The organism is Streptomyces sp. NPDC058469 (assembly GCF_042721125.1).
GTDB lineage: Bacteria > Actinomycetota > Actinomycetes > Streptomycetales > Streptomycetaceae > Streptomyces.
Genome location: NZ_JBHXME010000079.1, coordinates 1 through 25,665 on the forward strand (window position 1 = coordinate 1; position 25,665 = coordinate 25,665).

Sequence of the window (25,665 nt, forward strand, 5' to 3'; positions counted from 1 at the left end):
CCCCGCAGGGAAATCCCCGGGTGCGTTGCGGGCTTCCACGAGCAGCCCGCAACGCACCCTATCCATGTGCCCGATCCGCGCGCCCGCGGTCCCCGGCCCTAGAGAGAACTCCCGGACGCCTGTTTCAATGAGCGCCGGATGGGAGTGATCGCATGGTGTCCACGGACCGTTTCCTCGCCTTCGCCGCAATGTCGTTGCTGGTGATCGTGATCCCGGGACCCAGCGTCCTGTTCGTCATCGGCCGCGCGCTCGCCCACGGCCGCCGTACGGCGGTGGCGACGGCGATCGGCAACGTCTTCGGCTCGTATCTGCTGGTGACGGCGGTGGCGTTCGGTATCGGCGCACTGGTCGAACGCTCGGTCGCGATCTACCTGACGGTAAAACTGGCAGGCGCGGCCTATCTCATCTACCTCGGCGTCCAGGCGTTCCGCCACCGCAAGGACCTGAAGGCGTCCGCGATGCAGGCAACCCCCTCCACGGAACCCCGAGGCGACCTCCGCACGGTCCTGGACGGCGCCCTCGTCGGCGTCACCAACCCCAAGGGTGTGGTGTTCTTCGCCGCCGTACTCCCCCAGTTCGTCAACCACTCGGCGGGCCACGTCCCGCTCCAGATGCTCCTGCTCGGCCTGATCCCCATCTCCATCGGCCTGGTCACGGACACCCTGTGGGGCCTGACCGCCTCGGCGGCCCGCACCTGGTTCGCCGGCTCCGACCGCCGCCTGTCCCTGATCGGCGGCGCGGGCGGCTTCACGATGATCGGCCTGGGCGTGACGGTCGCGGTGACGGGCCGCGCCGACTGACGCCATCTACGGTTCTTGGGTTCTACGGCTGCACGACCGTCCCGAACCGGATGTCGTACGACGTCCCCTTGTGCAACGTGTCGAGCATCCGCGCCCCCTCGGCGACCACTTCGCTCCGCTGGTCCTTGGTCAGCTTGCCGAAGGGTTCGACGACGAGGTCCTGACCGTCGATCTTCCACACCCCGGCGAGGAATCCGTCGACGAGGAACGTGCGATGAGCGACGTTGCCCCACCATGCGCGACCCCAGTACTCGGGCGGTACGACGCGTGTGCGGTCGGCATGGGAGAGCAGCAGGTTGTCGAACTCGGGCAGGAAGCGCGGCGGGGCCGGGGTGTCCGCGTCGGGGCGGGGCGCGTCCGGGAGATCGAAGAGCTCGACGCCGTTCGGGTCGTAGAAGGTGACGAGCTGCGGGCGGAGGCGTTCGAAGGCCTCGCGCAGCCGGGTCAGACCGGCCCAGACCTGCATGTCCTTGACGGAGGCCGGGCCGAAGGCGGCGAGATAGCGCAGGACGGTCGCGTCCGGCGCGGGCGCGGGCTCGGCGGGCCGCCCCAGCCAGTGCTCGGCGGTGGTCAGGGCCACTTGTCCGCTACGGCCCCAGAGCCCGCGCGGGGTGACCTGGACGAGCGGGAGTTTGCAGCGGGCGGCGATCGCGAGGGCCTGCGGGTCGGCGTCGGGCCACTCGACGAGCAGGGCCTCACGCAACTCCTTCATGGTGCGCGGCCCGGCCTCGACGAGTTCACGGGCGAGTGCGGCGAGCCGGTCCAGATCCACTCCGACGAGCCCCTTGCGGAAATTCCCGAGCTCACGATCCCGGGCGGCCTGCACCAGCGGGCGGAGGGTGAGGCAGTCGGCCGCCGTGTGGGTGTGGATGGTGGAGCGCATGGTGACGATCCGGACGACCTCACGCTCGGCCATCAGCGCGGACAACTGCTCCGGCGCGAATCCGTCGAGGCGGGCGGCGAGCGCGTAGTACGGCGGCTTGACGTTCTGCGCCTGCAGGCCGAGGAGATGCTCGACGGCGGCGCCGGCGGAGAGGGGTGAGCGGCGCAGGAGGAGTTGCCGGTGGAGGGTGGCACGGTTGAGGGAGCGGGTGTCGAGTACGGGGCCGCCTGTGGTCGCCTTCGATGCCTTCGCCGCCTTCGTCATGCTCATCGCCCTCGTCGTCCTCATCGCCTTCGTCGTCATGCTCGGCACGCTAGCGGCAGTCGCGGACACCTTCTGTCCGCAACTCTCACCGAGTCCCGGACCCCGATCACACGCCCAGGTCGTTTGCCCCGTATATCCTGCTCGTGCTCCGTGATCACACAGATGTAGGCCCGATCGAGAGGCACCGCGATGCCCCAGCGACGCGCCCGCCCCACCTCGAAGAACGGCAGCAACGGCAGGGACGGCAGGACGTCCGGCTGGCGCCGCACACCCGCCCCACCCCCGGCACCGTCACCGAAGCCTCCGGTGTCCGCCGCCGACGCGCCCCCCTCGGAACCCTCCGACGCGGGCAGCGTCGTCCAGGCCGCCCTGTACCGGGACGGCGTGCGCGTCTCGGCCCCGGACACCCTCGCCGACACCTTCCGCGAACTGCGCGAACAGCCCTCCGGCATGGCCTGGATCGGCCTCGCCCGCCCCACCGAACGTGAACTCCTCTCCCTGGCAGCGGAGTTCGACCTCCACCCGCTGGCCGTCGAGGACGCGATGGAGGCACACCAGCGACCCAAACTGGAGCGCTACGGCGAGACGCTGTTCGTCGTCCTGAGCGCCGCGCGGTACCTGGACACCACGGAGGAGGTCGACTTCGGCGAGCTGCACGTCTTCGTGGGCCCCGACTTCGTGATCACGGTCCGGCACGGCGCGGCCCCCGACCTGTCGGCGGTCCGCCAACGCATGGAGGAATCCCCGGAGTTGCTGAAGCTCGGCCCCGAGGCGGTGCTGTACGCCATCCTCGACGCGGTCGTCGACGGCTACGCACCCGTGGTCGCCGGCGTCCAGATCGACATCGACGAGATCGAGACGGAGGTCTTCCGCGGCGACCCGGAAGTCTCCCGCCGTATCTACGAACTCTCCCGGGAAATGGTCGAGTTCCAGCGCGCCACCCGTCCCCTGGTCGGCATGCTGCACAGCCTGATGGCGGGCTTCGCCAAGTACGGCACCGACGAGGAACTCCAGCGCTACCTCCGCGACGTCGCCGACCACGTCACCCACACCAGCGAACGAGTCGACGGCTTCCGCCAGGCCCTCACGGACATCCTCACGGTGAACGCGACCCTGGTCACCCAGCAACAGAACGCGGAGATGCGGGCGTTGGCGGAGGCGGGGTTCGAACAGAACGAGGAGATCAAGAAGATCTCGTCGTGGGCGGCTATTTTGTTCGCGCCGACGTTGGTGGGGACGATCTACGGGATGAACTTCGATCGGATGCCGGAGTTGCACTGGGTGCTCGGTTACCCCTTCGCGATCATCCTGATGGCGGTCGTATGCACCAGTTTGTACGTCATCTTCAAGCGGAAAGACTGGCTCTGAGTAATCGCCCGAGGAGGCGCTTCTGCGCGGCAGTGCGGCCCTGATCGCAGGCTCCGACGATGCCTTCGAGGTCGCTGGGGAGAATCTGGGGAGAATGAGCCGCGTTCCGATTCCTGCGATCGCGGGCGTTGACCGGCGGAAGCCTCACCGCTGAGGCGCAGGCGGGGAGCACTGACCAGCACGGAGAGTGGCGAACTTCCCATGTGGAACGCCGAAACGGGTGGGCACAGCAGATCGCTGTGCCCACCCGTTTTATAGGTCGTGTGGAGCGGACGGCTACGCGGCCAGCCCAGACTGGCCGAGCAGAGCGTCGATGGCCCCGCGCCCCTTGCCACCGGCCTCCGGCATGAAGTGGGCGTAGTAGTCCAGGGTGATCGTCGGGCTCGAATGGCCGAGCCAGCGGGCCAGGGTGACGACGGACTCGCCCGCTTCGAGGATGACCGAGGCGTACGTGTGCCGGAGCACGTGGAAGCCGTCCTTGCGAGACGCCTTCCACCGCTCGCCCTTCTCCCGCAGGGGGATGACTCCGGCGGCGGCCAGGGCAGGCTTCCACACCTCGACGTTGAAGATGTTCGCGCGAAGGGCGTTGCCGTACGTCGTGGTGATGACGAGCGGGAACTTCTTCGTCTCCCGGTCGGGCTCCGGGCCGCCCCACGGCAGCTCCACCTCGACCGCCGGGTACTCCATGAAGTATTGGGCCAGGGCCGCCGCGACCGACGGGGGCATGTCGACGACGCGGGTCTTGCCGCCCTTCGGCAGGGTGAAGTACAGCCGCCCGCCGAGGAGTTGGACCTGCCGGCGGATGCGCAGGACTCCACGGGCGAAGTCGACGTCCTCCGGCGACAACCCGAAGACCTCACCCTGGCGCAGCCCGCAGCCCAACGCGAGCACGACTGCGACACGGTAGCGCGCGTTGATCGCGTCCCGTACGCGCTGCGCGGTCTCCAGGGGCCAGGCTTCCCTCTGGTCCTCCGGCGCCTTGGGCCAACGCACGGACTTGGCCCGCATCGGGTTGCGCGCCAGGCGCTTGTCGTCGATGGCGGTCTCGAAGATATTCGAGAGCGTGCCGAGGATCTGCCGGGCGTACCGCGGCGCGAGTTCGTTTTCCAGCGTGGCGATGTAGCCACGCAGTACCGCTGGGCTGATGTCCCGCAGGGCGACGGTGCCCAGCTGAGGCTGGATGTGGAGGCGGACGCGTTCGTCGATGCGTTTGATCGTGCCGGGCGCACCGCGAACTCCCGTCTGCCAGAAGCGGGTTACGTAGTCGTCCAGCATAATGGAGCCGTCGCGGAGATCGACGAACTCGCCGCGTTCGCTGTCGGTGCCAGCCCTGCGCAACCATGCCTTGGCGTCTTCGAGCACGTCGAACGACTTGTCCCGAACACCGGGGATACCGGCGACGCGGTAAGGTGATGAGCTGAGTCTCGGCATGCGCCATTTTGGCGGCGGCTCCGCTCTCCACAATCAGGAAGCGCAGCCTCGCATCGCCCCAGCCTCCTTGCTTACGGTCACGGACGCCTCGACCTCCACGGGGCCAAGTTCGAACCGCACCCGCTCCCCGTCTCCTTCAGCCATCGCCGCCGTGAACTCTCGACGCAGCTCGCGAATCATCTCTGACAGCTCGATCACGCGTCCCCCAAGCCGATGACGATGCCAGCACCCTACTGACACACACCGAGATGATCTACCGTGCACGGCGAGACAGGCGCAGCTGCCGACAAGAAGGTTCAAGTCATGCCGAGATTCGCCGAGTTCGACGCTGCGTCCCTCCGTCGCACCAGCGCTGTGGAGGGTGGGTTTCCCTGGCGCGGGCAGACCGTGACTCTGATCCGGATCGATGCGAAAGGGATCGTCACACAAGCGACCCGCATAACCGAGAAGCGGGCGATGCTCACACAGGCGGGACCGAAGGATCTGGTTCTTGCTGCATGGCCGGGGCAGTGGTCCCAGGACGTGTTCCTGGTGGACGACCTCAAGGCAGCCCGCGAGGAAGTGGGCTGAGCCCGAAAGCCAACTCGGCAGGTCCGGATCCTGCCCGAACCCCATTTGGGACGAACTGGCAGCGAGTTGCTGGACAGTCACACACCCAGCAGCCGTCGAGCCAGCCGACTCCTTCCCGAAAACGGCGGAAAATTCGCTGACAGCCGGTCAGGACATCACGTAAGGGCAGGTCAGAGGCACAGTAGACGTGTCTTCGCCAGGCGCCTTCTAAGCGTTTGGCCGCAGATTCGAGCCCTGCCGGGGGCGCTTCGCTACACCCCGTGTTTCCGCAGGTCAGATCGGCTGTAGGGCTTACCGATGGCGCTTCCTCTCGGGGCGCGTTGTTCGCTGCGCTGTAGACGGCTTCTGACTCTCTGTGAAGCAACGTCGCAGGCAGATGCAACAAGCATTCGTCACGCTCTGCGACGAGGCCTCTCGTCGATCCTCGAGGACTCCGCGCCAGAAATCGCAGGGACGGCGGACTTTTGACACCCGGCTGTGAGCCAACGCGCGGCTGCGCAGCTTTCTGAACCGAGGGGACATACCGATGCCTCGATATCGCCCGTTCCCAAGCCCATGCCAGTAACTCCCGCCGCCGGCGCCGGAGGACGGCCACACCCGGATGCCTCCTCCTACGCCGAGCCGAAGATCGACTGCTCCAGAGCTTGTTCGCGGGCAGCGAGGACGTACGGGTAGCTGTGGGGGAACGCGCTCGACCGGATCCCGTCATCCTCGATCAGGCTGCTCCCTGCCACGTGGCCCATCCCGTGACAACCGCGCCGTGGATACCCCCGGACAGGCCGATTGCGGCATGCTGGGGTCATGAACAGGTACGCGGCAGCCAATCCCTACACCCTGCCGACGGCGCTGGCCGAGTTGGACGGGCCGACGACGGGTACGGTCACGCTGCCCCGTCACCTCGACCGGGGTCCCGATAGGTCTACGACCTGGCCGACCAGGCTGATGTCGTGTTGATGTACGAACGGGCCATCCGTGAGGCCCAGACCCCGGCCGACCTCGAGACCTACCTGAACGGCCCGCTTCTGCGGCGGCTGTGGGCCGACCTGTTCCTCCCGCTGCCGGTCTGTACGGCCTGGCAGTCCCGGTTCACCGAGCTCGCGGCGAAGGCGGCCGCGGCATAGTGGAGGAACTGCATCGGTGGCTGATCAGGATCGGGCTCGACGCGCTCGCCGAGGACTACGGGTACGCACTCGCGGGCGGCTATGCCATCCAGGCGCATCGCATCGTCAAATGAGCGATGACGTCGACCTGTTAGCGCCCATCGATCGCGCCGCCGACGAGATGCCCGAGGCGGTCGCCCGGCTCATCAAAGCGTATTCGGCGGCTGGATACACGGTGGAGACGACCCAACAGACCCCTATCTACAGCCGGTTGAACGTCATCGACCCGTCCACCGGATCACAAACCAAGGTGGAACTCGTCGTCGCAGAATTCCTCCGCCATGCGCCCGTCCCCTCCGAGCTCGGTCCTGTGCTCCACCGTTACGACGTCGCCGCCGGCAAAACCGGCGCCCTGTTCACCCGGGCCGAGGTCCGCGACGCCATCGACGTCGACGGCCTACTCAAGACCGGCTACAGCCGCGAGCGGCTGATCGAACTCGCCACACAGAACGACGCCGGATTCGACCGACGGATGTTCGCCGACGCCCTCCGCCGTGTGCAGCGCTACACCGACAAGCAATACGCCGCCTACGGCCTCGACACCCAGGCAGCCGCCGCGCTCCGCCAGCAGTTCAACGACTGGCAACAACAACTCACCGAGCCCGAATCCGACCAAGATCGCAGCTGAACCAGAGTGAAATCCTCCCGCGCCAGGCAGCGTCGGCTGAGGCGATCCGGCGCGTCGTCTGAGCCACGCCGCTGAACCCGCCGCCGACGGAAATCAGGTCGGCCACGGCCCGCAGAACGGCGCGGCGTTCGGCCTCCGGGAGGTTCCTCGACACCTGCTGGGTGTGCTCCCGGATGACATCGTGCGGTCGGAACTGTGTGGTCCGTCGGCGGACTGGACTAAGACGGCCAGATGAGCGGTGAGCAGTTCACCCACCGCCATGGGGGTGACCGCCGGGACAGGACGGCTCAAGCGCCCTGGCGACCCTGTCCGCGCAGGTCAGGGTTTCGGCACGGGCCAGGACGCGCTCACCACCTCACGACCGCTCAGGTACCCCGGCGGGCTCGCTCGACGATCTCGTCCTCCGTGAGCGGCACATCGTGGTGACTGAGGCAGATCGGCACCTCGATCTTGCTGAATCCGGTCCCCTCGCTTGCGGCGTTGAACATGCCGGCCTTGAGACCGGCGAGGTTGTCGAGGACCGCGTTCCGCGCCTGGGCCATGGTCTTGGCGGCCTCGATGTGCGCGGGTTGGGTGAGTCGGCCGATGAACTGGTTCACGGTGTTGCCCAGCGCCTGGTTGTGGATCCCCCTGGGGAGCTGTGAGGCGAGGACTATCCCGAGTCCGTACTTGCGTATCTGGCGGATGAGTTCGACCGTGCTGTCCGTACTCGGATTCGATGCACCGGAGGGCACGAAGTTCTGCGCCTCGTCCATTACCAGCAGCCCGCCCAGGGCACGGTCGCCGACCGGGTGTGCCCTGAACCATGAGAACAAGGTCGCCTGGAGGCGGCTGACGAATTGGGCCGGTCCGTCGCCGGACAGGCCGATGAAGCTGATCACCGAGATACGGGCGGCCTTTCCCGGAGACGGGATCAGGAGCATGCCGGGATCGGCGGGTGCGCCGGACTCCCCGAACAGCGGGTCGGTCTCCATCGCGGCTTCCAGCGTGTCCGCCATCTGAACCGCGAAGCGACTGGTCCTGCTGTTCACGATGTCGCTCGGAGGCTCGGCGAGCAGCTCGACGAAGCCGGCCAGGGTCTTGCCGCCGTCGCGTGCGTACCGTTCGAGAGCACGTTTGAGGACCCCCAGCTGCTGGGTCGCGCGAGCACTGCTGCCGCGTACACCGGCATGTGGCGCGAGTGAGGTCACGGTCGACCTGACCAGACGGGGGAAGTCGTCCTCGTCGTCAAGGACGGGACCGAAGTCGGGAAGCGGGTAGAAGGAGATCGGACGTCCCCGGTTCAGTCCCGGTGTCCACACCACCACTTCGACATCCGCGAAATAGCGTCGGGCCTCGCGCCCATGGTCGTCCGTCCAACCCTTCGGTGGGCGCGACCAGGGGTCGCCGAGCCGTGCGAGGTCGTCGTTCGGATCCAGCACGATCACCGAGACGCCGCGCAGAGCGCACTGCTCCACAAGTCGCTTGATCAGGACCGTCTTGCCCGATCCCGCCGCGCCCACCACCGCGGTGTGCATCCGGAGTCGTTCCATGGGTATCGCGAACGAACGGCCGCCCCGGACCGTGGTTCCGACGACGATTTCGGTACGAGCGGGCTCGGCGGCGTCCTCCGGTGTGCCCGCCGCATCCACCGCCATCCCGGAGCCGACTTCTGTGGTCGCGATGCCGAGATGGTGCCGCAGGTCTCCCAGCACCGGCGCGAAGACCTCGATGCGGGAAGCAGGGTGCTCCTGTCGCAGCCATTCGTCCAGGCCTGACGCGCGGTCGTCGAACATGGCCCGAAGGGCGGCCAGGGTCCGGAGGTCGGCTGCGCCGATCGGTAACGACACCCCGCCCCGCGCCTCGAAGTCGTCCTTGATGTCCTTGGTCTTGGGGCCGCTCGGGTACGGCATGTTCCGCAGCAGGATCAGTCGGCGGCTCGCCAGGTCGGCCGTCAGGCCGGCCTCCACGGCCGCGTTACGGATCCGGTTCTGGGCGGCGATGGCGTTGTTCGCGGCGATCGCCCGGAAGGACCAGTGGAATTCGTTCTCGCTGGCCTCGTCCACGACATAGCGCAACCGGGCGTGCAACGCCGCCTTGCGGCCGAAGTCGGTCTCGATGGAGAACCGCGTCTCGTCGGCGCCCAGTTCCCTGAGCAGACTCCGCAGCCCCGCGCCCAGCAGAGCGGGCATCAACCCGTCCTCGGTCGTGGGGTCGAGCGGCCCGAGGTCGTCCGCCTCGGCACGGAGCTTGTCGAAGGACTCCGTGAGGGTGCTCAGGTTGACGGCCCTCGCCGGTGCGGGCGGTACGGCTGCCGTGGGCTCTGCGCCTGCCAGGGAGATCAGTTCGGCCACCGTGCCGGCCTGCAGACACGCCTCGATGTGCTTCTGGATCCGGATGAGCAGCCGCCGTGCGGTGTAACGGTGTGGGGCTTCGGCCAGCGCCGCCGAGGTGACCGGCCAGGTGGGATACGGCGGGGTGAACCCTACCGACTCGTAGTAGGGCCGAAAGCGGCTGCTGACGATGGCGGCGGCGGTGGCCTCGTCGGGAATCGCGCCGAGCGTCGGCAGCACCTCGAACCGGTCCAGGGCGGACCGGACTGCCGCCCGGGAGATCTGCTCCCAGGTGTCCTCGTGGCACGCCACGACGATGAGGGTCCGGCGGGCTTCCTCCCGCAGTTCCATCAGGCCGGTGGCGATCTCACTGCTCAGCCGCTTAGCGGCCCGGCCCTCGCCGGAAGGGGCCGACGTCAGCGACGACGTCTCCGCGGCGGACACCAGGGTGTCGAGCTGGTCGAAGGCGAACACCAGCGGTCCGACCAGGGCGAACAGGCGCGTCAGATCGCGCAGGACGCGTTGAGCCGGTCGCCCGCCCGGCGACATCCCCCAGGCGGCGCGCTTGTCCTCGTCGTCGTCGTTGAGCGCGAAGTAGGCCCTGCCGATCTCCACGGGATCACCGGTGGAGGCGATGAGCACCAGCGCGCGGGCCGTGTCCGCGGCCTCGTTGCCCACCTGTCGGTCGATGGTCCGGATCCCGCGAACGAACGCGTCGATATGGGCGCGCGTCAACTCGCGTCGTCCCGTGACGGCGGCGTGAGTGTCCGTGTCGAGGCGAGCCTGGCGCGAAAGCTTGTCGAGCAGGCGAACCAGTTGTTCCTGGCCACCCTCGTCCTCCCGGTAGAGACTGTCGACGAGACTGTCGGCGGCGCTCTCCCAGAAGTTCCGGCCGGTGACGAGCTTGATGTAGAAGAAGGAGCCGCCACGCTCCTGGATCTCGTGGCGGGTCCAGCCGAGCAGATGCGTCTTGCCCGAGCCGCTCTCGCCCCGCACCACGGTCGCAACCGGCGAGCGGGCGCGCTCGACGGCGCTCATCGCCCTCCCCAGCCGCCGGAACACCTCAGGATGAAGGCCGTCGACGTGGTAGGAGGTCACCGGTGTCCAGATCTCTTCCTGGGTCAGCGCGGTGTTGATGTACAGCGTCTCCAGGGCGGCGAGTTCCCCGTTCACGCCGGTCCGATCCGCAGCAGGTGGCGGGGTTCGCCGCCGATGTCGACGGCGGCTCCGCGGTCCTCGTCGCTGAGCGTGCGCTGGTTGAGTTCGCCCATCAGCTGTACGTCGGGCTGCTCGATCATCCGGTCGAGTTCGGCGTCGACGGCCCCTCGCGGCAGGTTCTCGAGCCATGGGCGCAGCGCCGACAGTCTGACCCAGCTGCCCGGTTTCCGGCGGGCGGTGAGTTCCGTGTAGACCGCGCGGATCCAGGCCTCGGCGTCGGGCTGGAAGAACTCGCCGAACTTGGTGCCGGAGCGGGCCAGGTACTGTCCGACGTTGTCCAGCACCGCGTAGAGCACCCCGGCCGGAAACTTCGCTCCGTCCGGGCGTCCGGCCACCAGAGCGGACTCGCACCAGGTCCGGCCCGCGGTCGTGAGCTGGTGCGTGTTGACCGCACCGTGCTTCCTGGTCACGATCCGCTCGGCATCCTGGTTCACTCGCCGTCGCACCGCCGCGGTGATCTCCAGGCCGGCGAGTTCGCGCAGTTCACGGTTGGTCACCGGCCGTGCGACCACCATCAGGGCGAACAGCGATGCATGATCCCGTACAGTCAACTCCGTTGGCACAGTACCCCTCCTTGATGAGCCGATCCGGTCAGATGTCGAACCCCCGCCTGGGCACCAGTTCCACCCGGCCGGTCATGCTGGACAACTCCCCCATGACGGTGATCACCTGCCGTTCCCGATGCGCGGTGATCGCACGGTCGTACGAGGCCTGGTCCGGGAGCCGCACCCAGACGGCCCGCCGGACCAGTTCGGCGTGCTCGGTGCGCAACTCACCGCGGACCTTGATCCGCCACCGGTCGTTGCCGGAGGAGTCGTCATGCAGCCCCTCGACCACACCGGAGACCGTCGCGGCACCGGTGGCGTTGAGGCCGCGAAGCCGCAGGGACGCGGCGTACAGAAGCGATCCCGAGGTCTCCGGGAACGCGACGACGCGTGACGGCACATCGAGTGGCTGCGAGCGCGCCCACCGGAAGCCGATCTCGAAGGGCTCGCTCCGGTCGAAACCGGAGAGCTCACTGAGCGCCTTGCACAGATCCGCGGAGACGCCGGCCGTGACGGTCTCGTCGAAGGCCGCGGGCACGTCCGCCGCTACGGCTGCCTGGGCCGCGCTCACCGCCTCGAGCATCTGGACCAGCACGGCCCGACCGGTGACCTGCTCCCCGCTCGGGGTTCGGGCCGTCGCGTCCGCCGCCACCCGGATCTCGACGACGTAGCTCCCGGCGCGGGAGGGGCCGAGTTCGGCTGCGCGCAAGAGGTCGCCCACCACGCCCGGTTGCCGGCCGGCGAAGGCGAAGTGCGGACCCTGCACGACGGTGCGCGCCGCCGCCGTCAGGAGGTTGCGGACACCCAGCACCGTCTGCGTACCAAGAAGCAGCGAGGTGTAGCCGGGGTCGTGGCCGGTGGGAAACGTGCGGAAGGACTGCTTGTCCAGTTGCGGTCTGGCGATCTCCAGGGCGATGTCGCTCGCCGGCCGGTCCTCCAGCGCGCACAGACAGCTCAGGATCTCCCGTACTCGACGGTCGTTGTCGCCCATGCCGTCGCGAGCGGGTACCAACACCTCGTAGTCGCCCGGGTATTGCCACACACTCGCTCCGCGCCAGCCTTGTGGATCCCGCTCCCAGCCCGTTTCCGCCAGATAACTGGCGATGTCGTCGACCTTCAGCGGAATCGTCATCGTTTCCCCTACCAGTCGGACTGCGTCTCGGTGAGCCGGCGCAGTGAGGCGGCGGTGAGCACGTTCGCTGTCGGAACTCTGACCGGACGCCGTCGGTCACGGTCGGGGTTCTTGATCGGCTCCTCGGCGCGAAGCGAGACGAAGTAGCCAAGGTGGCGGAGCAGCACACCGTCGGTGCTCATGGCCGCGTACGCCTGGTTGTCGGCGGGGACGCAGATGACGAACAGAAACCGGGGCACGGTGAAGTCGGGACCGGCGAGCTTGTTGAACTGCCGCTCGTTGAGCCCGCGGAAGTTCAGGTGGCCGGACGACACGGACGGCTTCGACCATGTCTTGATCTGAGCCTCGACAGTGGGTGACATCGTCCGTCCGTAGCGGCCGGTGGCGCGGAACCCGAGGTCGACCCCGTCTGCGTCGATATCGCCCTGCACGACGATCAGCCCTGCCGCAGAGGCCAGCACACGGACGTAGTCTTCGCCGAACTTGCCCTGGTGCTGCTTCGCATCGAGCACGAAAGCCCCCCAATGTCCCCCTACTGTGGCACACAGTAGTCAGAACCCTACGGCACGCGCTGACGACTGTCAGGGCCCCAAAATGGACCTTCCGACAGGCCTGCGAAACGATGGCCGGCAGGCAGCTGTTCATCCCCGCCTGGACACGTTGGAGGTCAGGTTCCCTCCCCAGCGGCCGCCCACTTGGATGCCGCCCAGCGCGACGTCCTGGTGTTCACAGCGTTCCTGCGCGAGACCTGGCGGCAGATCTCGTCCAACAACCCGCAGGAACGACTCAACAAGAAGATCCGCCGCCGCACTGACGTGGTCGGCATCTTCCCCGACCGCACGGCCCTGGTCCGCCTCGTCGGCGCGGTCCTGGCCGAGCAGAACGACGAATGGACCGAAGCCCGCCGCTACATGGGACTCGACCTCCTCGCCAAGGGCCGCCTCCACCCGATCGAGTCACAAACCGACGAGACCATCGTCCCGACCCAACTCACCGCCTAGCCTCAAAACGAGATCACCGAGTGGCCGTCAATACACCACCTCAGCGGGCGTGACCGAAGCAAGCAGCGGACAAAACGATCACATCGTATCGGGACCTGAGAGCGTCTGAGTAACTGAACCACTCGGGGGCCGCTGGGGGCTGCCCCGTCACACCTCGGAAATCGTGTAGGGATCTCCGACTCGGGGAAGACACCGGCCAACGGAGACAACGCGCAGGGGGATGCACATGCCAGGGGCGACGCCAACGACGTCACCGGCATGCCGAACCCGGTGACCAACCACCCCGCCTGGCTGAGTCGAGCGACCTCCCGACAGCACGGGCATGACCACCGCTCGGCCAGCGCCAGGCTCCTCGGCACGCCCCTGGCTGGTTCGTCGCGGACCTCGCCCTCGCGCCTCCGGAAGGCCCTCATCCCGTGCTGCCCGACCTCTCAGCGGTCCCATCCTGGGCCGCCGCCTGCCTCGTCGCCCTGACCACCGTCACCACCGCGCTCGTCACACTGGCGCGCACTCTCGTCCGCGCCCTGCCCCAGACCGCCCCGGCGCGGTTGGAGTGGTGGCGTGAGCTACTCCGCTACCGCCTCACGGTTCGCGAGCTCAAGGACGCCCGCCGGGCGAACCGCCGCCGCACCCACAGCCCTCTTATATCCAGCGGCGATACGGATGTTGTCCGTACGGGGGACGGCCAGCGCGAGAGTGCCGATCCGTGAAGGAAGCGGCGGCCAGCCTCAGTTGGCGGCTGGGGGTGTCCGCTCGGCGGTCGCCCTGGTCGTCGCTCCCGTATCCGTTCGGCGGACACGGGAGGCTGGAGAGGTCAACACATGCTGCCTACCCGGGTCGGGTCATCAACCCCAGCAGCGTCAACCGACGAACCGCACCCGCGGTGCCTCCGGCACGTCCACCTCGTACGGGACCGTCCACAGCTCGAAACCTTCTCGACGGCAGGTGAGGACCAGGCGCATCGACAGGTTGAGCCACTTGTCCCGCCACCGTTCCTCCCGGTCGTTGCCGTCCCACCAGAGGGGTGAGCGCGTGCGCTCCAGCGCGAACGGCCGTCCCCTGCCCACGGCGAGAGCGAACGGGACGACCGTATGCCCGTTCCGGTCCGCGCCGTCGGAGCCGGGCACGAACCGCAGCGGTCCCCACACCTGGGCAGCCACCTGCCCCTCGCTCGGTCCCCCAGCGAGCCGGGGCGTGTAGTCCATGTCGTCGCTCTGCGCGACCTCGACTCGGATCTCGTCGAGATGGCACAGCGGAAGCGGGCCAACGAGCCGGACGCTGAGCGTCGCTCGGTCGCCCTCACCCATCTCGATTTTCACGCTGAAATGCGGCAGCAGGTCCGCGTGCCAACGGTCCCGCTCGATGCGCGCAACCGTGTCCGCGGTGGCGTTCGCACGGCGCGCCGCCAGCCACGCGCCCCCGGTGGCGACCGCGCTGAAGACGGCCGTCGACCCGGCGATAATGGAGGCCCAGGGTGTTCCCATGAGGCGGGAGCGTAGCGGGAGTTGGAGGAACTGTTTGCCGTGACTCCGGCAAGCACTTCGTCTGACGAGCCCAGGAATGCTTCGCAGTGCGCGGCGGTCGGCTACTCGCCGGTGGTGCCGTCGATGGCCTCGCGGAGGAGATCCGCGTGGCCGACGTGGCGGGCGTACTCCTCGATCACGTGCTCAAGGACGAACCGCACGTCGGTGTCACCGAATTCCGGGTTCGGCACGATGCGCGCGAGGTCGACGGTCACCCTCGCGAACACCTGCCGCGACTCCTCGCACGCCTTCAGGTAGTCCTCGTAGACGTCCCTGGCCGGCGTGGCGTCCGACTCGTCGTACCACTCCCCGCCGTCAGCGGTGACATAGGTCCGATGCGGGAAGAAGTCAGGCACCGTGCCGGCCAACGTCCGCTGGAACCAAGCCCGTTCGACCCCCTGCAGATGACGCATGAGCCCCAGCAGGGTCAACGCCGACGACCCCACGGGGCGTAGCCGTAGTTGTGCGTCCGAGAGACCCTCGCACTTCCACAGGAAGGTCGCTCGGTGGTAGTCGAGATTCGAGGCGATCAGCTCCACCCACGGGCCCGACAGCACGCGTTCGGGCCGGACGATCTTCTGGACGACAAGGTCGCTCACGCTGGGGGCTCCCTGCTGGGCATCAGTCTCGGCCAAGTCGGTACGTATCCACGATCCGAGGACCGAGCAACGTCGCCATCGGCACCTCGGGGGCACGTCCGACCAAGAAGACCCCCTTCGTATCAGAACGCATCGCTCGACGCCGCACCGAACGCGGCCAGATGTCACTGCGAGTCGCAGACGACCTGGATGCAACCCGGCGAACCCATGCAGGTACAGGATCGGCGACCGCGAAATGCACTCGCCTGGCGGCCGATGGACGACACCTCAGAGGTAACCCATAGTGACTTCCGCCGACCGCCAGGCGAGTACGGGCACGACTGGCGCGAATCCCTTCGGGACACCCTCGCTGGGGAGAATCTGGAGAGTATGGGCAGCACCTGGGGAGAATCGGCTGCCTAGCACGGCACGATCTGGTAGAACGCTGAAAGATCCATCCGCGCAGGCCAGAGGCCACCAGAGCCGTATCACCGCAGGTCAACGCCCCCAGGTAGACAACTTCAAGAAGATCTCGTCGTGGGCGGCGATTCTGTTCGCGCCGACGTTGGTCGGGACGATCTACGGGATGAACTTCGATCGGATGCCGGAGTTGCACTGGGTGCTCGGGTATCCCTTCGCGATCCTCCTGATGGCGGTGGTGTGTACCAGTCTGTACGTCATCTTCAAGCGGAGGGACTGGCTCTGAGTAACCGGCCCGGGAGACGCTCCCGTGAGTCGGCGCGACCCGGGGGCGATCCACGTCGCGGATCCAGCCTTGGGCACGGAACGCGTTGATCGGCGTCTCGAACCCCTCGAAGTCGGTGTCCGGCACCTCGCGGGCGTCGATCGCCGCGAGGAGATCGGCGAGCGCCTCGTGCGGAACGCCGGTGGTGAAGTACGCGTTTCCCACTCTGTCATCGCGGAGTTGGCATGCGGTCGGGAGCTCACCTGCCAGCAACGGGCAGTCTGCCCAGCTCGAATGGACAGGCCGCCGCGAGGATCCACTCGGCGCCAGGCAGGTCGTCCGGGCTCACGTACAGCAGGGTGTGGCGGGCAGTGGGCCACACGCGTCGGCCGAGGTCGGCCAGAGTGTCGCCGATCCGCTCGGCGAGCACGCCGTCGTCACCGGCCAAGCGGCACGGCGTGACCCGGTAGACCGGGTCCGGCGAGTTGGGATGGGACGGGATGGGTCGCTGGGATGGTAAGGGGGTTCAGGGGCGCCTCCGTGCACTCGGGAGCTGGACCGGGTCAGCCTGCCAGTCGGGCGAGGGCCAGCGCGTGCGCCTGGCTGAGGGAGTCGGCAGCGGCGCAAGGGACGTCCGGCTGTACACCGACCCCCTCCCAGTTCGCGCCGGAGACGGGATTGACGGCGCGGCCGACGGGGACGGTGGCTTCCAGGTGTGGGTGCACGGTCCAGCCCTCGCACGGATGGGCGCCGCCGCGGGTGCGCTCGCCGACGACAACGGCGCGGCCGAGCTGCTGGAGGTCGTACGCCAGTTCCTCAGCGGCGGAGAAGGTGCTGTCGCTGGACAACACGTACAACGGCTTGCTGCCGCCGAAGCTCACGCCGGGGACATGCGGCAGGCTCCAGGACTGCTCGCTGCGCTCGCCGGCGCGCCAGTACATGGTGTTGAGGTGCGTGCGCTCGTCCAGTAGGTAACTGCAGACGAAGGCGACCGTGTCCGGGTCGCCACCCCGGTTGGCGCGAAGGTCCACGATCAGCGCCTGGGCGCGGGAGGCCAGGGTGAGCGCGGCGCTCAGCGGCTCGGCGGCCCACTCCAGCGGAAAGAGCATCGGCGCCAGTTCCACCACGGCGACTCCTCCGCCGAGCAACTCCACCCGGGGCGCACCGCCCAGCGAGGTGTCGAAGTCCCGGCGGATGGCGGCCAGGTTGGCCGCGCCCTGCTTGGGGGGCACGGGGTCGGCGTGGTGCTTGAGTCTCAGGTGTCGGTCGCCGTTGACGGACTGCAGGTCCACGGTGACCAGACGGGCGAGCGCCTCGGGGTCGTCGACGTCGTAGGCGCCCTCGATGAGGCGTCGGTGCAGCAGGCCGGCGAGCTGCTCGGCTGTCTCGGGGAAAACGTAGTGCTCGGTCAGCAGCCGGGCCGTCTCGTTGATGACAGGGGCGGGTTGAAGCTTCGTCAGAGTCGTCATGGCAGGGAGTAGAGCACCGCCCTTGCGAAAGCGTCAACGAGATTAGACACTTTCGGAATGCGTGATCAGCCTTCCCACCTGCCACCTCCTGAGGATGTCCTGGAGATCGGTGCGCCTGACCAGTTCGCGGCGCTCGCCCACCCGTTGCGTCAGCGGCTGCTCTTCGCCCTGGGCCACCGGCCCGCCACCATCAGCCAGCTCGCGGCGCAGCTCGACGCGAAGAAGGGCAACGTGGCCCACCACCTCAAGGTGCTCCGCGAAGCCGGGCTGGTCCACGTCGCCGAGACCCGCCAGGTCCGCGGCGGCACCGAGCAGTACCACCAGCGCACGGCCCGCCACATGGTCGTCGCCGAACCCCAGGCGGCAGGCACCGCCTCGATGCTCGCCGCCATCGCCCAGGAACTGGACCTCTCTCCCGCCGAGACCCACCTGACACTGCGCCACCTGCGTCTCAGCCCCGCGAAGGCAAGAGAACTCGGCGAGGCTCTGGCCAAACTGGTCGACGAGGCCGAGGAAGACACGGAGGACCAGCCAGTGCACGGTGTTTTGGTGGCGCTCTATCAGCAGGCTCTGCCAACCAGCACCGCCAGTTCCGCCTAGCGGTACCACCCCCACGACACAGCACACGTGGCCCACTCGCGACGAACCGCATCCATTGACATCCAACCCGGTCGTCCCAGATCAGCGCGCTGCACACGACTATCTCCGCTGTCGAAGGACAGCCGTGAGCGCCGCTTCGGGGCTGGTACTGGCGGGCGGCAAATCCGTTCGCGCCGCCCGCCGTTGAACGCCGGGGCCGGGGCCCAGTGTGTGAGGGGCATCGTTCTCCATCCGACCGCCAAGGAGCACCAGGCTGTGGAGGTCGAAATCCAGCCGGACGTACGCGACCCCGATGGCCGGGGCCGACGGAGATGCCGCGTCCGCCGTGGACCACGTGCTCGACCGTGCGCCGCACCTGGGTGGGATCGGTGAGACGCTCGTGTCGTGGCCGGGACCATCACCCCGATGTGGCAGATCGTCCCACGCATCGGGAGCCCGCAGACCGAGCGCGGCCGGGCCGGTACCGAGTAACGGCCGAGAGGATACTCAGGGCACCGGCGGCGACCTCAGTCGCTGTGGGTGACCGGCTCGGGGTCGGTGTCGAGCGCGTCGAGCACCGCGTCGCCGTTCGCTCTCGCCCACTCGGTCAGCATGTGGATCGGGTCGATCAATGTCGCCCCGAGCGGGGTGAGTTCGTACTCGACGCGGGGCGGTACCTCGGCGTAGGCGTGGCGGTGAATGAGTCCGTGGGCCTGGAGGCGTCGGAGCGTCTGGGTGAGCATCTTGCGGGAGATGCCGCCGATCAGCTCGATGAGCTCGCCGTGGCGCACGGGGCCTTTGCTGAGGCCGTAGAGCACGACCGCCGTCCACTTGTCGGCGATGAGCTCGACCGTCAGACGCGCCGGGCAGTCGGCCAGGAAGGGACCACAGGGACCGAAACCGCTCATGGCGCCTAAGGTACCTGCTGGTTCCTGTCGGAAACCTAGCCTGGGTTCTCTCCCCCTTTCCCAAGCCAGGAGAGTCATGCGAGTCATCACCCAGCAGACGCTCGGCGGTCCCGAGGTGCTCACCGTCGTGGACGCGCCCGAGCCCCGGCCCCTCCCGACCGAGGTTCTCGTCCGTGTCAAGGCGATCGGGCTGAACCCGCTGGAGGCGCGTCTGCGTGCCGGCGAGTTCCCGCTGATCGGGCGGCCGCCGTTCGTCCTCGGCTGGGACATCAGCGGTGTGGTCGAACAGGCGCCGGGGACATGGCGGTTCAGGCCCGGCGACGAGGTGTTCGGGATGCCGCTGTTCCCGCGGGCGGCGAGCGCGTACGCCGAGGTCGTGTCGGCGCCGGCGTTGCACCTGGCACGCAAGCCGGCGTCGCTCTCGCACGCCGAGGCGTCGGCGCTGCCGGTCGTCGGGCTGACGGCGTGGCAGGGCCTCGTCGACCTCGGCGGTGTGAGCGAGGGCGACCGCGTCCTGGTCCACGGCGGTGGTGGCGGGGTCGGCCACGTCGCGATCCAGATCGCGAAAGCGCTCGGTGCGCATGTGATCGCGACCGCCAGTGGGAGCAAGCGGGAGTTCGTCGAGGGGTTCGGCGCCGACGAGGTGATCGACTACACGGCGGTCGACTTCACCGAGGCGGTCCGCGACATCGACATCGTGCTCGACACGATCGGCGGTGACACCGTCGAGCGGTCGCTCGACGTGCTCCGCCCGGGCGGTCACCTGGTGACGGCGGTCGCCGAGGACGATCCGGAACTCGTCGCCAAGTACGAGGCGGCCGGTATGCGTTTCAGCGGCATCGCGGTCGACCCCGATCCGGTCGCCCTGCGAGGTCTCGTCGAACTCGTCGAACAGGGCAGGCTCCGGGTCCACGTGCAGGAGACGTTCCCCTTCGAGCGCGTCGCCGACGCACACCGGCTGCTCGACGGCGGTCACCTCCAGGGCAAGCTGGTCCTCACCATCTGATCCCGACCCGGCTGATGACCCGGCAAGAGCCGTTGCGCCGAGAGATCCGCGACGCAGCAGCTCGGCTCTTCATGCAGCGAGGGATGCCCGCGGTCGCCCTCAAGGACGCGGCAGCAGAGGTCGGCATCCCCAAGGCCGCGAGCTGCCCGAGCCGACGGGCCAGCGGGCCAGCGTGACGACGGGCCAAGGTGACGACGGACTCGCCCGCTTCCAGGATGACCGGGGCGTACGTGTACCTCGTGGACCGGTGCACGTGGAAGCTCGCCTTGCGAGACGCCTTCCACCGGTCGTCCTTCGTTCTTCATGAAGACCGGGGGCGCGGGTCGTCCGGTCAGACGGTCTTGACGACGGTGCCGGCGTCTTGGAGCGCGTTGACTTCGTCGGCGGGTGCTGTGGTGTCGGTGACGAGGGTGTGCAACAGAGTGGTGGGGCCGACGTAGGCGTAGGCGGTGTGGCCGAGCTTGCTGCCGTCGGCGGCGACGATGATGCGGCGCGTGGAGGCGATGCCGGCCTTCTTCACGGCCGCGTCGTCGAGGTCGTAGGCGGTCAGGCCCTGAGCTGCGCTGAGACCGCAGCAGCCCATGACGGCGGTGTCGAAGCGCAGCGCCGCCAGGGACGCGAGGGTGAGGGGGCCGGTGAGGGCTCCCTCGGCGGCCCGGGGCTGCCCGCCTGGCACCATCAGGGTCGCCGGGCCCGGGCCCTCGCCGAGTATGTGGATGGCCTGCAAGGACAGGGCCATCACCGTGACCGGCCGCCGGCGCAGCAGGTGGGCGATCTCCAGGCAGGTGGTGCCGCTGTCGAGGAGGACGGTCTCGCCGTCGGCGATGAGCGAGGACACCTCGGCCGCGATGCGGCGCTTGGCGTCGACGGCCTCGTGAGCGCGCAGCGCGAAGGGCGGCTCCTCGCCCCTGAGCAGCAGGGTGCGCGCGCCGCCGCGGACGCGCTCGAGGACGCCTTGCGCGGCCAGCGCGTCGAGGTCGCGCCGGATGGTCATCTCGGACGCGCCGGTCAGTTCGACGAGTTCCTGGACCGTGGTCCTTCCCGACTCCCTGACGGCCTGCGCGATCACCCCGTGCCGGTCTGCGTTGCTCATGCCGCGATTGAACACCACCCGAAGCGAACATTCAATGTGTGCGAAGTGACAGTATTCAATCACGCACTATGTTCGTTACGGTGGCTGTCATGAATGATTCGCTTCGAGCCGCCCGAGTAGCGACCTTTGCCTACTTCGTCCTCTGCGGCACCGTGATGGGCACCTGGGTGGTGAACATCCCCGCCATCGAGGAGCGCGTGGGCATCACCCACGCGACGCTCGGGGGACTGCTGGTGCTGCTGGGGCTGGGGGCCTTCATCGGCATGCAGGTGGCCGGGCCTCTGGCCGACAGGCTCGGGGCGCGCGTCGTCGTCCCCGCCACCGGCGTGCTGTGCAGCGCGGCCCTGGTGCTGCCCGGCCTTGCCCGCGAACCGTGGACGCTGGCAGGTGCCCTGCTGGTCTTCGGTTTCTGCAACGGCTGCCTGGACGTGAGCATGAACGCCCACGCCGTGCACGTGGAGCACGCGTACGGCCGGCCCGTCATGTCGGCCTTCCACGCCACGTTCTCGGTCGGCGGCGTCCTCGCCGCGCTCGTCGGAGCGGCAACGGCGAGTGCCGACCTGAGCCCGGCCACGGGCATGGCCGCCATGGGAACCCTGGGCATCGTGATCGCCCTGGTGTCGGCACGCGCCCTGCTGCCGGTCGCATCCACCGCTGCCGACACCGGCTCCGCGGAGGAGGCCGAGCAAGCGCCGACTGCCCCCCGCCGCACCACCAGTCGGCGCATCTGGATCCTCGCCGCCCTGGCTCTGATGGTCATGCTGTGCGAGGGAGCCGCCAACGACTGGAGCGCGCTGCACCTGAAGGACGTCCTCGGCGCACCCGCGAGCATGGCCGCCTTCGCGTACGGCACCTTCGCGGCGACCATGACCATCGGCCGGCTGCTCGCCGACCGCCTCGTCGCCCGGTTCGGGTCCATGGCGATCCTGCGTCACGGCGCGGCGACGGCTGCCGTCGGCATCACGATCGTGGCCGTCTCCCCGTGGATATGGGCCGCGTTCGCGGGGTGGGCGCTGTTCGGTCTGGGGCTGTCCGGCTGTGTCCCGCAGTTGTTCAGCGCGGCGGGGCACGCCGACCCCGCCGCTGCGGGGGCCAATGTCTCCCGCGTCGCCGGGCTCGGCTACGTCGGCATGCTCGCCGGCCCGGCCGTCATCGGCTGGCTGACCCACTTCGTCGCCCTGAACCACGCCTTCGTCCTGCTGACCCTGCTGTGTGCGATCACCGCCGTGGCCGCCGGGGTCCTGCGCACCGGATCCGACCGCACGCGCGAGACGGCGGCAAGCAGCCACTGAACGCCCCTGGGGATCGGATCGGGAGGAACCCACAACCATGTCCACCGACCGCAGCATCGTGCTCTTCGACCTCTTCGGGGTCATCGCCAGCCACCAACGCCCGGGCGCCCTGGGCAAGATGGCCGCCCGCTGTCACACACCCACCGACGCCTTCACCACGGCCTACTGGGACTGCCGCCCGCCCTACGACGCCGGTCAGCAGTCGGCGCCCGAGTACTGGACCGCCGTACTGCGACGGCTGTCCCTGCCCGTCGACGCCGACACGATCGAGGAACTGCGCCTCACCGACATCGACAGTTGGTCACGCGTCGACGACCGGATGATCTCCTACGTCCAGTCCCTCCGCGACGTCGCCGAGGTCGCCCTGCTGTCCAACATCCCCTCGGACCACGCGGACGCCTTCCTCGCCGCGCAGCCCTGGCTGTACCACTTGGACCACGTGGCCTTCTCCGGGAAGATCAAGGCGGCGAAGCCGGCCCCGGCAGCCTTCCGTCACTGTGTCGTCGCCATGCGGGCCGCCCCGGCCGACTTCCTCTTCGTCGACGACCGCGAGGAGAACGTACGCGCCGCGCAGGCCACGGGTATGAACGGGCACGTCTTCACCGGTCGCGACGAGCTGGCAGCCGTCGTCGACATCTGGTTGCCGACTCGACGGCCCACGGGGAACTGACACGCTGCTGAGACAGCCGTTTCGTGTCGGAATCTCACGGCTGGTGCCGGGTGGAAGTCGGGTGGAATTCGGATCCGCCGTGGCGCTGAGGCATGCAGGTCGCGCCTGTATCTCGTTTCGTTGAAACGCCGATGCCTGGAAGGCTGAGCAGCCGCGCCGGGAACAGCCTGTCCGGCCGGCGCGGTTGCAACGGCTGAGGGACCGGCGCCGTACGGGCGGGGAACACGGAGACCACAAGGTCGTCCGCCCCACCAGGAGCCGGGCCCGAGGATCGCGGTACGCCCGCCGCGCTACGTGGACCAAGACGTATTTCTGCAGGAGGACTGTTTCATGACTGACCGGCCTTTGACGTTCATGGCAGTACACGCCCACCCCGACGACGAGGCCACCGGAACCGGAGGGGTCCTCGCGCGGTACGCGGCGGAAGGCATCCGCACGGTTCTCGTGACCTGTACCGACGGCGGTTGCGGGGACGGACCGGGGGGTGTCAAGCCGGGCGATCCCGGGCACGATCCGGCGGCGGTCGCCTTGATGCGCCGTCAGGAACTCGAGGCGAGCGTTGACGCCCTGAAGATCAGCGATCTGGAGACGCTGGACTATGCCGACTCCGGGATGATGGGTTGGCCGAGCAACGACGCCCCCGGATCCTTCTGGCAGACCCCCGTGGAGGAGGGCGCGGCCCGACTCGCGGAACTCATGCGGCGCTACCGACCCGATGTGGTCGTCACCTATGACGAGAACGGCTTCTACGGCCACCCCGACCACATCCAGGCACACCGCATCACGATGGCGGCGCTGGAGATGACCGAGCTGACACCGAAGGTGTACTGGACCACGATGCCGCGCTCGATGATGCAGCGGTTCGGCGAGATCATGCGCGAGTTTCATCCGGACATGCCGGAGCCGGACCCCGCCGAGGTCGCCGAGATGGCCAAGATCGGCCTCCCCGACGATGAGATCACCACCTGGGTGGACACCACCGCGTTCAGCGGCCAGAAGTTCGACGCGCTGGCCGCGCACGCCAGCCAGGGCGAGAACATCTTCTTCCTCAAGATGGGCAAGGAGAAGTTCGGCGAACTGATGGGCGTGGAGACCTTCGTACGCGTCCAGGACACCACCGGCGCGGCCCTACCCGAGAACGATCTCTTCGCCGGACTGCGCTGACCCGCCTGCCCGGCGGTGGGTGAGGACGGGCCTCGCTCACCGGGGCGGATTCGGGGCCCGTTCTTCGGGATCAGCGTGCCTTGCGGAAGGTTTCGCGGACGTCGCCGACGTAGGCGTCGGGGTTCTCGTAGTGGCCGAAGTGGCCGCCCTTCTGGTGGGCGTTGACGTTGATCACGTTGAACGTGTCCCGGGTGGGGCCGTTCTCGAAGGCGGCGACGCGGCCTTCGACGGTGGTGACGCCGGGCGGGTAGACGTCGCCGAGGAGGAAAGTGAAGCCGGCCGGAGGTTCGACCACCGGCCGGCGGTCGTGCAGCGGCGTCCAGGGGTGGCGGACCGTGTTGCGGTACATGCGGATGGAGGGGCCGATGGACTGGGTGACCCAGAAGACGGTGGCCTGGGTGAGGATGAAGTCGCGGGAGAACACGGCGTCGAAGTCGTTGTTCTTGTCGCTCCACTTCTTCCAGCGTTGCAGCAGCCAGGCGAGCATGCCGGTCGGGGAGTCGTTCAGGCCGTGGGTGAGCGTCGACGCGTCGAGCATGTGGACGGCGACGTGGGAGGCGTACGTGGCATGGAACTTGAGGATGTCCTCGCGCAGCTCGGGCGAGGCGTCCGCGGGGATCGGCGCACCGCCCGTGAGGTCCCAGTAGCGGTCGTGCTGGAACATGCCCGGGGGCAGATCGTGGCCGTAGTGCAGGGCGATGATGCTGTCGCCGTACTTGTGGCCGAGCGCACTGTTGACCAGGGCGCCGTAGTCGCTGCCCAATGATCCGTACCTGTCGTAGCCCAGGACGTCGGTCATGAGCTTGTGGAGGATGTCGGCGATCTTCCAGTAGTTGAGGTCGCCCCGGGTGACGGGGGTGGACCACGCGAAGCCGGGCAGGGTCGGCACGATGACGTCGAACGCGTCGGCCGGGTCGCCCCCGTGAGCGGCGGGGTCCGCCAGCGGGTCGATGAGCGGGTAGCTGAACTCGCCGGGCCACGGCCAGCCGTGCAGGACCAGCAGCGGGGTCGGGTTCGGTCCCTTGCCGGGCTTGCGGACGAAGTGGACGGGGGTGCCGTCGATCTCCACCTTGTACTGGTCGTGGCCGTTCAGCCGCCTCTCCGCCGCACGCCAGTCGAAACCGTCGGCCCAGTACTCGACCAGAGGCTTGAGATAGTCCGTGCTCAGGCCGTAGTACTCCTCCTCGTTGTCCAGGTCGTCGAAGAAGCGGGTCGCCCTCAGGCGCGCCGTGAGGTCGTCGAGGTCGTCCTGTGCCACATCGATCGTGAACGGCTCCGGCGAACCGCTGCTGCTGCTCTCACTCATGAGTCCATGTGCTTTCTCGTGGAGGTGGTGGGTGGAGGGGAGGGGGGTGGTGAGGCGGGAAGGGGGAGGTCGGTGCCCGG

Annotated in this window: 27 protein-coding genes and 2 pseudogenes; 14 read left to right on the plus strand and 15 right to left on the minus strand. The window is 68.4% G+C overall.

The window, feature by feature from the left end:
- The first annotated feature begins 152 nt into the window (after positions 1 to 152).
- Complete coding sequence (locus tag ACFWP5_RS29225; protein ID WP_384162804.1) at positions 153 to 800, plus strand: LysE family translocator; 648 nt, start codon at positions 153 to 155, stop codon at positions 798 to 800.
- A gap of 22 nt (positions 801 to 822) precedes the next feature.
- On the opposite strand, the gene ACFWP5_RS29230 is transcribed toward ACFWP5_RS29225, so the two are convergent.
- A complete protein-coding gene (locus ACFWP5_RS29230) occupies positions 823 to 1,953 on the minus strand; it encodes a winged helix DNA-binding domain-containing protein (protein ID WP_384162932.1) in 1,131 nt (376 codons plus the stop codon).
- A 183-nt stretch (positions 1,954 to 2,136) separates the two neighbouring features.
- On the opposite strand from ACFWP5_RS29230, the gene ACFWP5_RS29235 reads away from it, so the two are divergent.
- Positions 2,137 to 3,315, plus strand: a complete 1,179-nt coding sequence (locus ACFWP5_RS29235; protein WP_384162807.1) for a magnesium and cobalt transport protein CorA — start codon at positions 2,137 to 2,139, stop codon at positions 3,313 to 3,315.
- Between the two features lie 276 nt (positions 3,316 to 3,591).
- Here ACFWP5_RS29235 and ACFWP5_RS29240 read toward each other — a convergent pair whose 3' ends face one another.
- Positions 3,592 to 4,746: a tyrosine-type recombinase/integrase gene (locus tag ACFWP5_RS29240; protein WP_384162810.1), complete on the minus strand. Its 1,155-nt coding sequence runs from the start codon at positions 4,744 to 4,746 to the stop codon at positions 3,592 to 3,594.
- 33 nt (positions 4,747 to 4,779) lie between these two features.
- Positions 4,780 to 5,010 (minus strand): trypco2 family protein, encoded by a 231-nt coding sequence (locus tag ACFWP5_RS29245; RefSeq protein WP_384162813.1) that lies wholly within the window; start codon positions 5,008 to 5,010, stop codon positions 4,780 to 4,782.
- Between ACFWP5_RS29245 and ACFWP5_RS29250 the strand changes: the two genes are divergently transcribed.
- A complete protein-coding gene (locus ACFWP5_RS29250) occupies positions 5,005 to 5,316 on the plus strand; it encodes a hypothetical protein (protein ID WP_384162816.1) in 312 nt (103 codons plus the stop codon). The genes ACFWP5_RS29245 and ACFWP5_RS29250 overlap by 6 nt on opposite strands.
- A gap of 611 nt (positions 5,317 to 5,927) precedes the next feature.
- Here the strand turns inward: ACFWP5_RS29250 and ACFWP5_RS29255 are convergent.
- Positions 5,928 to 6,050 (minus strand): hypothetical protein, encoded by a 123-nt coding sequence (locus ACFWP5_RS29255; protein WP_384162819.1) that lies wholly within the window; start codon positions 6,048 to 6,050, stop codon positions 5,928 to 5,930.
- Positions 6,051 to 6,117: 67 nt separating this feature from the next.
- Here ACFWP5_RS29255 and ACFWP5_RS29260 point away from each other — a divergent pair, with 67 nt between their 5' ends.
- The 3 genes from ACFWP5_RS29260 (at position 6,118) to ACFWP5_RS29270 (ending at position 7,104) form a co-directional block, all read left to right on the plus strand.
- The gene (locus ACFWP5_RS29260) at positions 6,118 to 6,270 is read left to right on the plus strand and encodes a hypothetical protein (protein WP_384162822.1); all 153 of its coding nucleotides are present in this window, start codon (positions 6,118 to 6,120) and stop codon (positions 6,268 to 6,270) included.
- Positions 6,264 to 6,437 (plus strand): hypothetical protein, encoded by a 174-nt coding sequence (locus tag ACFWP5_RS29265; RefSeq protein WP_384162825.1) that lies wholly within the window; start codon positions 6,264 to 6,266, stop codon positions 6,435 to 6,437. Before ACFWP5_RS29260 ends, ACFWP5_RS29265 begins: the two co-directional genes overlap by 7 nt.
- 109 nt (positions 6,438 to 6,546) lie before the next feature.
- Positions 6,547 to 7,104, plus strand: a complete 558-nt coding sequence (locus ACFWP5_RS29270) for a nucleotidyl transferase AbiEii/AbiGii toxin family protein (protein WP_384162828.1) — start codon at positions 6,547 to 6,549, stop codon at positions 7,102 to 7,104.
- Positions 7,105 to 7,469: 365 nt separating this feature from the next.
- Here ACFWP5_RS29270 and ACFWP5_RS29275 read toward each other — a convergent pair whose 3' ends face one another.
- Genes ACFWP5_RS29275 through ACFWP5_RS29290 form a run of 4 tightly spaced genes read right to left on the minus strand, consistent with a single transcriptional unit; the run spans position 7,470 to position 12,823 of the window.
- Positions 7,470 to 10,589, minus strand: coding sequence for an ATP-binding protein (locus ACFWP5_RS29275; RefSeq protein WP_384162831.1), 3,120 nt, complete (start codon positions 10,587 to 10,589; stop codon positions 7,470 to 7,472).
- On the minus strand, positions 10,586 to 11,197 hold the full coding sequence (locus tag ACFWP5_RS29280) for a hypothetical protein (protein WP_384162834.1): 612 nt from the start codon (positions 11,195 to 11,197) through the stop codon (positions 10,586 to 10,588). The genes ACFWP5_RS29275 and ACFWP5_RS29280 overlap by 4 nt, the downstream gene beginning before the upstream one ends.
- Positions 11,198 to 11,225: 28 nt before the next feature.
- The gene (locus ACFWP5_RS29285; protein WP_384162837.1) at positions 11,226 to 12,311 is read right to left on the minus strand and encodes a hypothetical protein; all 1,086 of its coding nucleotides are present in this window, start codon (positions 12,309 to 12,311) and stop codon (positions 11,226 to 11,228) included.
- Positions 12,312 to 12,319: 8 nt separating this feature from the next.
- On the minus strand, positions 12,320 to 12,823 hold the full coding sequence (locus tag ACFWP5_RS29290; protein ID WP_384162840.1) for a DUF4365 domain-containing protein: 504 nt from the start codon (positions 12,821 to 12,823) through the stop codon (positions 12,320 to 12,322).
- A gap of 174 nt (positions 12,824 to 12,997) precedes the next feature.
- Between ACFWP5_RS29290 and ACFWP5_RS29295 the strand changes: the two are divergent.
- Together ACFWP5_RS29295 and ACFWP5_RS29300 are read left to right on the plus strand one after the other, a co-directional pair.
- Positions 12,998 to 13,312: pseudogene (locus ACFWP5_RS29295) on the plus strand (transposase); the annotation flags it as partial.
- A 416-nt stretch (positions 13,313 to 13,728) separates the two neighbouring features.
- Positions 13,729 to 14,022 (plus strand): hypothetical protein, encoded by a 294-nt coding sequence (locus ACFWP5_RS29300; protein WP_384162843.1) that lies wholly within the window; start codon positions 13,729 to 13,731, stop codon positions 14,020 to 14,022.
- A 150-nt stretch (positions 14,023 to 14,172) separates the two neighbouring features.
- On the opposite strand, the gene ACFWP5_RS29305 is transcribed toward ACFWP5_RS29300, so the two are convergent.
- Both ACFWP5_RS29305 and ACFWP5_RS29310 read right to left on the minus strand, forming a co-directional pair.
- Positions 14,173 to 14,796, minus strand: coding sequence for a hypothetical protein (locus tag ACFWP5_RS29305; RefSeq protein ID WP_384162846.1), 624 nt, complete (start codon positions 14,794 to 14,796; stop codon positions 14,173 to 14,175).
- A gap of 101 nt (positions 14,797 to 14,897) precedes the next feature.
- Positions 14,898 to 15,434: a DinB family protein gene (locus ACFWP5_RS29310; protein ID WP_384162849.1), complete on the minus strand. Its 537-nt coding sequence runs from the start codon at positions 15,432 to 15,434 to the stop codon at positions 14,898 to 14,900.
- Positions 15,435 to 15,921: 487 nt separating this feature from the next.
- Here ACFWP5_RS29310 and ACFWP5_RS29315 point away from each other — a divergent pair.
- Positions 15,922 to 16,119 (plus strand): annotated as a pseudogene (locus ACFWP5_RS29315) (CorA family divalent cation transporter); the annotation flags it as partial.
- 238 nt (positions 16,120 to 16,357) lie between these two features.
- Here ACFWP5_RS29315 and ACFWP5_RS29320 read toward each other — a convergent pair.
- Together ACFWP5_RS29320 and ACFWP5_RS29325 are read right to left on the minus strand one after the other, a co-directional pair.
- Positions 16,358 to 16,546, minus strand: coding sequence for a hypothetical protein (locus ACFWP5_RS29320; RefSeq protein ID WP_384162852.1), 189 nt, complete (start codon positions 16,544 to 16,546; stop codon positions 16,358 to 16,360).
- A gap of 115 nt (positions 16,547 to 16,661) precedes the next feature.
- On the minus strand, positions 16,662 to 17,567 hold the full coding sequence (locus ACFWP5_RS29325) for a S41 family peptidase (protein ID WP_384162855.1): 906 nt from the start codon (positions 17,565 to 17,567) through the stop codon (positions 16,662 to 16,664).
- A gap of 57 nt (positions 17,568 to 17,624) precedes the next feature.
- On the opposite strand from ACFWP5_RS29325, the gene ACFWP5_RS29330 reads away from it, so the two are divergent.
- On the plus strand, positions 17,625 to 18,167 hold the full coding sequence (locus ACFWP5_RS29330) for an ArsR/SmtB family transcription factor (protein ID WP_384162858.1): 543 nt from the start codon (positions 17,625 to 17,627) through the stop codon (positions 18,165 to 18,167).
- Between the two features lie 506 nt (positions 18,168 to 18,673).
- On the opposite strand, the gene ACFWP5_RS29335 is transcribed toward ACFWP5_RS29330, so the two are convergent.
- Positions 18,674 to 19,054: a winged helix-turn-helix transcriptional regulator gene (locus ACFWP5_RS29335; RefSeq protein ID WP_384162861.1), complete on the minus strand. Its 381-nt coding sequence runs from the start codon at positions 19,052 to 19,054 to the stop codon at positions 18,674 to 18,676.
- 76 nt (positions 19,055 to 19,130) lie between these two features.
- Here ACFWP5_RS29335 and ACFWP5_RS29340 point away from each other — a divergent pair, with 76 nt between their 5' ends.
- The gene (locus tag ACFWP5_RS29340) at positions 19,131 to 20,060 is read left to right on the plus strand and encodes an NADP-dependent oxidoreductase (RefSeq protein ID WP_384162864.1); all 930 of its coding nucleotides are present in this window, start codon (positions 19,131 to 19,133) and stop codon (positions 20,058 to 20,060) included.
- Positions 20,061 to 20,391: 331 nt separating this feature from the next.
- On the opposite strand, the gene ACFWP5_RS29345 is transcribed toward ACFWP5_RS29340, so the two are convergent.
- Positions 20,392 to 21,153 carry a DeoR/GlpR family DNA-binding transcription regulator gene (locus ACFWP5_RS29345; protein ID WP_384162866.1) on the minus strand — a complete coding sequence of 254 codons (762 nt, stop codon included), beginning with the start codon at positions 21,151 to 21,153 and terminating at the stop codon, positions 20,392 to 20,394.
- Between the two features lie 89 nt (positions 21,154 to 21,242).
- On the opposite strand from ACFWP5_RS29345, the gene ACFWP5_RS29350 reads away from it, so the two are divergent.
- From ACFWP5_RS29350 to ACFWP5_RS29360, 3 genes are all read left to right on the plus strand, one after another.
- On the plus strand, positions 21,243 to 22,445 hold the full coding sequence (locus tag ACFWP5_RS29350; protein ID WP_384162869.1) for an MFS transporter: 1,203 nt from the start codon (positions 21,243 to 21,245) through the stop codon (positions 22,443 to 22,445).
- A 37-nt stretch (positions 22,446 to 22,482) separates the two neighbouring features.
- A complete protein-coding gene (locus tag ACFWP5_RS29355) occupies positions 22,483 to 23,115 on the plus strand; it encodes an HAD-IA family hydrolase (RefSeq protein ID WP_384162872.1) in 633 nt (210 codons plus the stop codon).
- 330 nt (positions 23,116 to 23,445) lie between these two features.
- Positions 23,446 to 24,279, plus strand: a complete 834-nt coding sequence (locus tag ACFWP5_RS29360; protein WP_384162875.1) for a PIG-L family deacetylase — start codon at positions 23,446 to 23,448, stop codon at positions 24,277 to 24,279.
- A 70-nt stretch (positions 24,280 to 24,349) separates the two neighbouring features.
- Here the strand turns inward: ACFWP5_RS29360 and ACFWP5_RS29365 are convergent, their stop codons facing one another.
- Positions 24,350 to 25,585, minus strand: coding sequence for an epoxide hydrolase family protein (locus ACFWP5_RS29365; RefSeq protein WP_384162878.1), 1,236 nt, complete (start codon positions 25,583 to 25,585; stop codon positions 24,350 to 24,352).
- Positions 25,586 to 25,665: the final 80 nt, after the last annotated feature.